Genomic DNA, 8,716 nt, shown 5'->3' with positions numbered 1-8,716 from the left:
GTTATCAAGATGCTGCTGTTTTTGCTGTTTGGTGTATGGCATGGTTTATTCTCAAGCAGAGGATGTGATGGCGAGAATAATGAAAGGCTTTATTCGCTGCGGCAAGGTGAGGCTACCGGACGCTTACGTCTTACGTGCGGGATTAACTGATGAGGCTAAAAAATGAACACTCATGCGGTTGCCCTGGATAACTCCCTGGGTTTCAGAACGATGGGGACAAGCCACATCAATCTTTGCCATCAATCATCCAAAGGGCAAGTAGTACCTCAGCGCTAAGCTTGCGTCACGACCTACAACCACTACAACCACTACAACCAGTATTCAACGGATGCTGGGGCGATGTAGTGGTTAAATCTACTGTACCTTGACAGCTCGCTAACCGCCCCAACGGAATTACCTTAACCACATGAGTATCAAACAAATTTCTTCAAACGCTCAAAGCCCTGTTCTAAATCTGTTTTCAGTTCATTCATGTCTTCAAGTCCAACCTGTATACGTATCGCTAGGCCACCGGGTTGCCAATGGGTGACACTGCGATAATCGGCACAGTTAAATGGTAGAACCAGGCTCTCAAACCCACCCCAAGAGAAGCCCATAGCAAAAATGGAAAGATAATCAAGCATGTTTTCTAACGCGGCTTTGCTGTATTGCGGCTGTAGAATGATCGAGAACAGCCCCGATGAGCCGGTAAAGTCGCGTTGCCAGAATTCATGCCCTGGGCACTCTGGAAAGGCAGGGTGGAGCACCTTAAGCACTTCTGGCCGCGATTTTAGCCAGTTGGCCAGTTCCAGTGCGCGGGTTTCGGCGGCTTTCAAACGCAGATGCATGGTGCGCAGGCCGCGCAAGGCAAGAAAACAGTCTTCGGCACCAGGTAGCATCGACATTAAATCATAGGCTTCACGCAGTTTCGGCCACCATTGTGCATTCGCCGAAATTAACCCCAGCAGCAGATCTGAGTGACCACCGAGATATTTTGTGCCGGCCTCGACGGAGAGATCACAGCCATGCTCATGAGCGCGGAAAAACAGCGGTGTAGCCCAGGTATTATCAATAATGGTGGTGATACCGTGTTCTTTTGCCAATGCGGTCATTGTTGGCACATCTTGTACCTCAAAACTTTGTGAACCGGGCGACTCAAGAAACAGCACGCTGGTATTGGCCCGAAACTGAGTGACAATATCTTTGCCCAGTAACGGGTCATAATAACTGGTTTCAATCCCCATTTTGGCTAACATACCGGCACAGAGCAGCCGTGTTGGACGGTAAACGCTGTCGGGCATTAACAGGTGATCGCCGCTTTTCAGCGTGGTAAGCAGCGCAAGAGCAATTGCACCAATGCCAGAGGGGGAGAGCACAGTTCCTGCGGCACCGGCTAATTCACTCCAGGCATTCTCTAGGTTTGCGATCGTTGGAGTGCCGTCAGTACCATAGGTAAACTCCATCCGGCGATGTTCAAGATCATTGACGGTGGGGAAAACCACGGTCGAACCGCGATAAATAGCTGGGTTAACAAACCCTGCCTGTTTACTTGGATCACGACCAACTTGGGTCATTCGGGTCGTGATACTGAACCCCGACCTGCTATTTTTGCTCATATTTTTATTAACCTTATTTATTCGAAAACGTAAACAATGGCGATAGGCACAATAACAGACTAAAGAAACCGATAAACCAGACGGCAAGACCGTTAAAAACGAGTAAACCGAATTGGCTGTTTGGTCGCACCCTGTTTATTTATTGTGTTGCTTATTACTCTTCTTCCTGAATATAAAATAGTTAACAGGCTTTTTCTCAGTGAGTTAATAGGTACAGCCGAGAGCGGACAGCATCACGCCAACATGACCAGGTGATTGATTTTGCCGGAGTGCGCTGTTGCTGACCAGTCACGCTTACGCTGTACAGCCCCTATGGCTGAATGGAACTAAAATAACCGGATCAAGTGGGTAAGTAAAAACACTTTTACAGTTAGCATCCCTTCGGTAAAAGTGACCGCCACTGGATTTTTTAGTAGCATCAAGCGGCAAATTGACTGGGTGATGGTTTTTACATCGCCAAGCAGTCAATCAAGATCAGGCATCAGTCACGTAACTCCGAGGAGAATATTATGGATGCATTGGAATTACTGCTTCATCGTCATTCGGCGGCACGCTTAACCACACCGGCTCCTATCGCGGAAGTACGCGACAACATTATTCGGGCTGGATTACGTGCGCCTGATCACGGTGGATTAAAGCCTTGGCGCTTTGTGATTATTGAAGACAGCGGCCTGGAACGCTTTAGTGCGTTATTACAGCGTGCAGCGATAGCGGATGGCTTGAGTGAGAGTGCCATCGAGAAGGCAAAACAGGCGCCTTTTCGTGCGCCGCTGATCATCGCCGTGGTTGCGCACTGCACGGATAGCCCCAAGGTTCCTCAGCGTGAGCAGATCCTTTCCGCAGGTTGTGCAGTTCATGCTATGCAGATGGCTGCTCTGGCTCAAGGCTTCAACGGTATCTGGCGCACTGGCAGTTGGGTGGAGCACCCGCTTGTGCGGGACGCATTTTCTTGTCGTCAACAGGATGAGATTGTCGGTTTCCTCTATCTTGGTAGCGCAGAACGGCAGGTACACAGAACCAGCGTGCCGGATATGAGCCTTTTTGTCAGCCAATTCTAACGCAGTATTCGGGGCAAAGCGGATTTGCCCGCAAGCGAGAATTTTCACTGATCAGGCTATCTGCCATTGTGATAACCTAGCCAGTCTGTGAGCCAAAATAGAGCATGGATTATGACATTGCCGACGATCCGTTTAACGCAGTACAGCCACGGCGCTGGCTGTGGTTGCAAAATTTCACCGAAAGTCCTTGAAACAATACTGCATAGTGAGCAGCAGAAGTTTGTTGATCCACAACTGCTGGTGGGTAACGAAACGCGTGACGATGCTGCTGTTTATGATCTCGGGCAGGGACTGGCGGTGGTCAGTACCACCGATTTTTTTATGCCTATCGTCGATGATCCGTTTGATTTTGGCCGTATTGCTGCCGCCAATGCGATCAGTGATATCTATGCTATGGGCGGCAAGCCAATTATGGCGATTGCTATTCTGGGCTGGCCGATCGCCAAGTTGGCCCCTGAAGTGGCACAACAAGTGATCGAAGGGGGGCGCTATACCTGTCAGCAGGCCGGTATTGCCTTGGCAGGTGGCCATTCGATCGATGCCCCAGAACCAATTTTCGGCTTGGCCGTCACTGGCGTAGTGAACAGCGAGCGGGTGAAGAAAAATAGCGCCGGTCAAGCAGGGTGCAGGCTGTTTTTAACCAAACCGTTAGGGATTGGTATCTTGAGCACGGCAGAAAAACAGAACAAGTTGTTACCAGAACATCAAGGATTGGCCACCGAGGTGATGTGTCAACTGAACAAAGCCGGTGCCGACTTTGCCGCCGTTGCTGGGGTAACAGCAATGACCGATGTCACCGGTTTTGGTTTACTGGGACACTTAACTGAAATGTGTCAGGGGGCCAACCTACAGGCAACACTTTGGTTCGACCAGATCCCGACCTTACCCGCCGTTGCACACTACATCGACGCAGGTTGTGTGCCAGGCGGCACGGCGCGTAATTACGAGAGTTACGGCCACTTAATTGGTGTTCTCAGTGAGTTCCAACGCCAATTATTGTGTGATCCACAAACTTCCGGTGGCTTACTGCTGGCGGTAATACCAGAGGCAGAACCGTTGGTCGCAGAGATTGCCCTGCGTCATGGCTTGCTACTAAATGCGATTGGTGAACTTCGCCCAGCACAACCCGATCGGGCTTTGATCGAGGTCAACGAGTGTTAATGCTGCATAATCGCCAAGATAGCAACGACTACCGGCGCATCTTCCTGGAAGATGTGCCGTTGATTGATCTCCGTGCTCCGATAGAGTTTCAGCAGGGTGCTTTCCCGATGGCAACCAATTTGCCACTGATGAATGACAGTGAACGCCAGGCGGTGGGTACTTGCTACAAGCAGCAAGGGCAGCAGGCAGCTATTGCACTTGGCCACCGTCTGGTTTCCGGAACAATACGTGAGCAGCGTACATTGGCATGGCTAGAACAGATCACTCAGCAACCAAGCGGGTATCTTTACTGTTTTCGCGGCGGGCTGCGTTCACAACTGGTACAGCAGTGGTTACGTGCTGAGGGCGTCTGTTATCCACGGATTGAAGGCGGTTATAAGGCACTGCGCCACTTTCTACTACAAACGCAGGCAGCGGCAGAGTGTTTGCCGATGGTGGTGATTGGCGGCAACACTGGCTGTGGTAAAACATTACTGATTAACAGATTACATGCTGGTATCGATCTGGAACGGCTTGCCCATCATCGCGGTTCTTCTTTTGGGCGGATGTTGCACCAACAGACCAGCCAGATCGACTTTGAAAACCGTCTGGCAATCGAGCTGTTAAAGAAACAGCATGGCGGCTGTGATCACTGGATACTGGAAGATGAAGGTAGGATCATTGGCTCCAACAATTTGCCGCTAGGGCTATTTAATGCGATGCAACAGGCTCCGCTTGTGGTGATCGATGATCCGTTTGAGCTGCGCATTGCACGGTTACAGCACGAGTACATCGAACAGATGCATCATGCGTTTACGCAGCATTACGGTCAACAGCAGGGATGGCAGCAATACTGCGATTACTTACACCACGGTCTGTTTACCATTCGACGCCGTTTAGGTTTAGCGCGGTTTGAACAGTTGCGTGGCTTGCTGGATGTCGCGTTGATTGAGCAGCAACAGCGCGGTGAAATCCACTCGCACCAGCAGTGGCTGATCCCGTTGGTACAGCACTATTATGATCCGATGTACCGTTACCAATTAGAGAAAAAAGTCGCGCGTATCGTCTTCCGTGGCACTTTCCCAGAAGTAGAAGCATTCCTGCTTAATTATCAACCTACTGACCACTAATGAGATTGTTTATTGCTGAAAAGCCGAGTCTGGCACGTGCAATTGCTGATGTATTGCCGAAACCCCATCGGCGAGGTGATGGCTTTATTGCCTGTGCTAACGGCGATGTCGTCACTTGGTGTATTGGCCACCTACTGGAGCAAGCACAACCGGAAGCTTATGATAGCCGTTATGCGCGTTGGTCGTTGGCGGACTTACCGATCATCCCGCAAAAATGGCAGTTGAAACCGCGTGACTCAGTCGTGAATCAACTTAATGTGATTAAGGGCCTGTTATCACAGGCACAACAGATTGTGCACGCAGGTGACCCGGATCGTGAGGGGCAACTGTTGGTGGATGAGGTGCTAGACTACCTGTCACTAAGCGCTGAGCGGCGGCAACAAGTACGCCGTTGCTTGATTAATGATCTCAACCCACAAGCGGTGACACGGGCGATTGAACGCTTGCGTGATAACCGCGATTTTGTGCCACTCTGCGTCTCGGCACTGGCACGGGCACGCGCCGATTGGCTGTATGGCATCAATATGACACGAGCTTATACGCTGCTCGGGCGAAATGCCGGCTATGATGGCGTGCTATCGGTGGGGCGGGTGCAGACACCGGTATTGGGCTTGGTAGTGCGGCGTGATGAAGAGATTGAAAACTTCCAGCCGAAGGATTTTTTTGAAGTCAAAGCGCATATTGTTACCCCAGAGCAAGCCCGTTTTGTCGCACTGTGGCAACCCAGTGAAGCGTGTGAGGCTTACCAGGATGAGGAAGGGCGCTTGTTGCATCGATCACTGGCTGAACATGTGGTGAAGCGCATTGCAGGGCAACCGGCACGGGTTACTGGCTATAACGATAAACGCGAATCAGAGCTTGCACCGCTGCCATTTTCACTCTCTACGCTACAGATTGAGGCGGCGAAACGCTTTAATCTCAGTGCACAACAGGTGCTGGATATTTGCCAACGCCTTTATGAAACCCATAAGTTGATCACCTATCCGCGTTCTGATTGTCGTTATCTACCAGAAGAGCACTTCGCCGGACGTGATGCGGTACTTAAAGCGATCACGGCTCACCAGCCGGAGCTTTATCCACAGCCGATCATCGATAGCCAACGGCGTAATCGCTGTTGGGATGATAAAAAAGTTGATGCACACCACGCGATTATCCCGACGGCAAGAGCCAGCCAGGTGAGTCTGAGCCAGAATGAACAGCAGATCTATCATCTGATTGCGCGCCAGTATCTGATGCAGTTTTGCCCGGATGCGCTGTTTCGCAAATCGGTGATTGAACTGGAGATTGCCGGTGGCAAGTTCGTCGCGAAAGCCCGTTTCTTGGCTGAAGCGGGATGGCGCACGCTGCTGGGTAGTAAAGAGCGTGACGAAGAGAACGAGGGGGCCGCGTTACCGGTGGTTGCGGAAGGGGAGCTGTTGCTGTGTGAAAAAGGTGAGGTTGTTGAACGACAAACCCAACCGCCTCGACACTTTACCGATGCCAGTCTACTTTCGGCGATGACAGGTATTGCCCGTTTTGTGCAAGATAAAGCGCTGAAGAAGATCCTACGTGCTACCGATGGTTTGGGAACCGAAGCAACCAGAGCCGGCATTATTGAATTGCTGTTTAAGCGCAGTTTTCTGTACAAACAGGGGCGTTATATTCATGCCAGCCAGACCGGCCGCGCATTGATCCATGCACTACCTGATTTGGCTGCTCGACCGGATATGACGGCAAACTGGGAGGCAAAGTTGACACAAATTAGCGAGAAGGCATTCCGCTATCAGGATTTTATGCAGCCGTTAGAGCAGACGTTGCAGCAGTTGATTGGTGAAGTGAAACAGCATCAGCAGCAGCGAGTGTTGGCCTTTCGTGGTTTACCGGCAGCACCCGCTACCGGTAAAAAGCAGCAAAAACGGCAAAGGCGCACAAGTAGCGCAAAACGCTCACCAGCGAGCTGACAAACTGGACTGTCGCTTGCAACTGAGCTCTCGTTAGCGAGAGATCTATTGCCAGCAAATGCGGCTCTGGCAGAGCATAAGGCTAGCAAGCAGTCAAAGTTTAAACTCTGCCCAGACAGGCGCATGATCTGAAGGCTTTTCCATTGCGCGGGTCAGGTAATCGATATCACTGGCAATACAGCGCTCAGCAAGAGGTGCCGTGGCAAGCACCAGATCGATCCGCAACCCTCGGTTGTCTTCAAAGCCGCGTGAACGATAGTCAAACCAGGAAAAACGGTCATCACGCTGCGGATGATGGAGGCGATAGGTATCCTGCAATCCCCACTGCATCAGTTGCTCCAGCCATTGGCGCTCTTCAGGCAAAAACGAACATTTGCCACTACGCAGCCAGCGCTTGCGATTCTCTTCGCCGATACCAATGTCGCTATCTCGTGGGCTGATATTCATATCACCCATGATCACTACAGCAGCGTCAGCACGTTGATGCTGCTGTAAGTAGTGCTGTAAGTCTTGATAAAAACGCTGCTTGGCTGGAAATTTGACGGCATGATCGCGGCTCTCCCCCTGGGGAAAATAGCCATTAATCACTGTCAGGTTACCCAGTGGTGTAGCCAGATCTGCCATGATGATGCGGCGTTGAGCATCCTGATCATCGGTTGGAAAACCACGGCGTACCGCCAACGGTGGCTGTTTGGTTAACAGAGCGACGCCATAGTGGCCTTTCTGTCCGTGATAGAACAGATGATAGCCATATTGGCTTAGCGCTTCGTGAGGGAACATATCATCATGCACCTTTGTCTCTTGCAGACCAATGACATCAGGTTGATGCTGTTCAATTATTGCGGCAAGCTGGTGCGGGCGAGCACGCAGCCCATTGATATTAAAAGAGACAAATTTCATATATCGGCACTTGTTAAGCAAAATATCGCGCGATGGTAACAGAGTTTCGTCAGCAATAATACTTTCCCAGCGCAGGCTAGCCACTGGGATGGCGGATCATTTTGCCCAACGATCGTAGGGGGTGGGCTGATAATGATCAAACTGCTGTAGCAGTTGTTCGGCGGAGGCGCTGACGTGCAGGGTTGCTAGGTAATCGTGGCGCATGAAACCTTGATCGGCGACGTGGGTTAAAAACTGGCTCAGTGGCTGATAGAAGCCAGCAACATCCAGCAATGCCACCGGTTTACTGTGATAGCCAATCTGCCCCCAAGTCCAGATCTCAAACAGCTCTTCCAGTGTACCGATGCCACCAGGCAGAGCAATAAAAGCGTCAGCCAATTCGGCCATGCGTGCTTTGCGGGTGTGCATATCCGGGACGATCTCCAGTTGGCTTAAGCCATGATGTGCTGTCTCGGCTTCGACCAACCGCTCAGGGATAATGCCAATCACTTCACCACCGGCAGCCAACACCGCATCAGCGACAACCCCCATTAATCCTTTTTTGCCACCACCATAAATTAACCGTCTTCCCTGGCTGGCAATCAGTTGCCCCATTTCACAGGCACTGGCCACATAGGCGGGGTTCTGACCTTCACTGGCGCCACAAAAGACGCAAATATTGTTACGCATACTTTTTTCCTTTATTTACCGCAGTAAACCAGCCATGGGTATAGCGAATTGTTGCTGTAACTGCAAGCCACAATTGCGGCATTGATTATCTGTGATGTGCGGAGTGACACGATTTGCACAGGCTGAGGTATCGCTATTCGGCGCGAGAGGCAGTTAACTGACAGAAGTTCTGATGTGATGGTGGTGGGGGAAGGATGATTCGGCGCTTTGCGCCTCACCCTTCGGGCCGTGCTGCGCACGTTGTCTCGCTACGCGAGACTCGAACCTTGTCGAAGCTTCTCATC

At 51.2% G+C, this 8,716-nt stretch carries 7 protein-coding genes and 1 other RNA gene (1 of these 8 only partly in view); 4 read left to right on the top strand and 4 right to left on the bottom strand.

What is annotated here, in order from left to right; translation table 11 throughout:
- Positions 1-413: 413 nt before the first annotated feature.
- The gene (metC, locus tag EOJ37_RS01080; RefSeq protein ID WP_127956771.1) at positions 414-1,595 is read right to left on the bottom strand and encodes a cystathionine beta-lyase; all 1,182 of its coding nucleotides are present in this window, start codon (positions 1,593-1,595) and stop codon (positions 414-416) included.
- A gap of 509 nt (positions 1,596-2,104) precedes the next feature.
- Here metC and EOJ37_RS01075 point away from each other — a divergent pair.
- The 4 genes from EOJ37_RS01075 to EOJ37_RS01060 all read left to right on the top strand — a co-directional run bounded on the left by EOJ37_RS01075 (position 2,105) and on the right by EOJ37_RS01060 (position 6,863).
- The gene (locus EOJ37_RS01075) at positions 2,105-2,653 is read left to right on the top strand and encodes an NAD(P)H nitroreductase (RefSeq protein ID WP_127956769.1); all 549 of its coding nucleotides are present in this window, start codon (positions 2,105-2,107) and stop codon (positions 2,651-2,653) included.
- Positions 2,654-2,764: 111 nt separating this feature from the next.
- Positions 2,765-3,814 (top strand): selenide, water dikinase SelD, encoded by a 1,050-nt coding sequence (gene selD, locus EOJ37_RS01070; RefSeq protein ID WP_127956767.1) that lies wholly within the window; start codon positions 2,765-2,767, stop codon positions 3,812-3,814.
- Positions 3,814-4,923 carry a tRNA 2-selenouridine(34) synthase MnmH gene (gene mnmH, locus EOJ37_RS01065; protein ID WP_127956765.1) on the top strand — a complete coding sequence of 370 codons (1,110 nt, stop codon included), beginning with the start codon at positions 3,814-3,816 and terminating at the stop codon, positions 4,921-4,923. The genes selD and mnmH overlap by 1 nt, the downstream gene beginning before the upstream one ends.
- Positions 4,923-6,863, top strand: coding sequence for a DNA topoisomerase III (locus EOJ37_RS01060; protein ID WP_127956763.1), 1,941 nt, complete (start codon positions 4,923-4,925; stop codon positions 6,861-6,863). The genes mnmH and EOJ37_RS01060 overlap by 1 nt, the downstream gene beginning before the upstream one ends.
- Positions 6,864-6,956: 93 nt before the next feature.
- On the opposite strand, the gene xthA is transcribed toward EOJ37_RS01060, so the two are convergent.
- From xthA to EOJ37_RS01045, 3 genes are all read right to left on the bottom strand, one after another.
- Complete coding sequence (gene xthA / locus EOJ37_RS01055) at positions 6,957-7,763, bottom strand: exodeoxyribonuclease III (RefSeq protein ID WP_127956761.1); 807 nt, start codon at positions 7,761-7,763, stop codon at positions 6,957-6,959.
- 96 nt (positions 7,764-7,859) lie between these two features.
- Entirely contained in the window at positions 7,860-8,432 is a 573-nt protein-coding gene (locus tag EOJ37_RS01050) for an LOG family protein (RefSeq protein ID WP_127956759.1), read from the bottom strand.
- 178 nt (positions 8,433-8,610) lie between these two features.
- Positions 8,611-8,716, bottom strand: a non-coding RNA gene (locus EOJ37_RS01045) — RtT sRNA (it continues 20 nt past the right edge of the window).

The sequence above is a fragment of the Serratia microhaemolytica genome (genome assembly GCF_004011885.1).
GTDB classification, from domain to species: Bacteria; Pseudomonadota; Gammaproteobacteria; order Enterobacterales; family Enterobacteriaceae; genus Serratia_G; species Serratia_G microhaemolytica.
The sequence above is the reverse complement of the archived record's forward strand: the minus strand, read 5'-3'. Positions and strand labels throughout refer to the sequence as shown.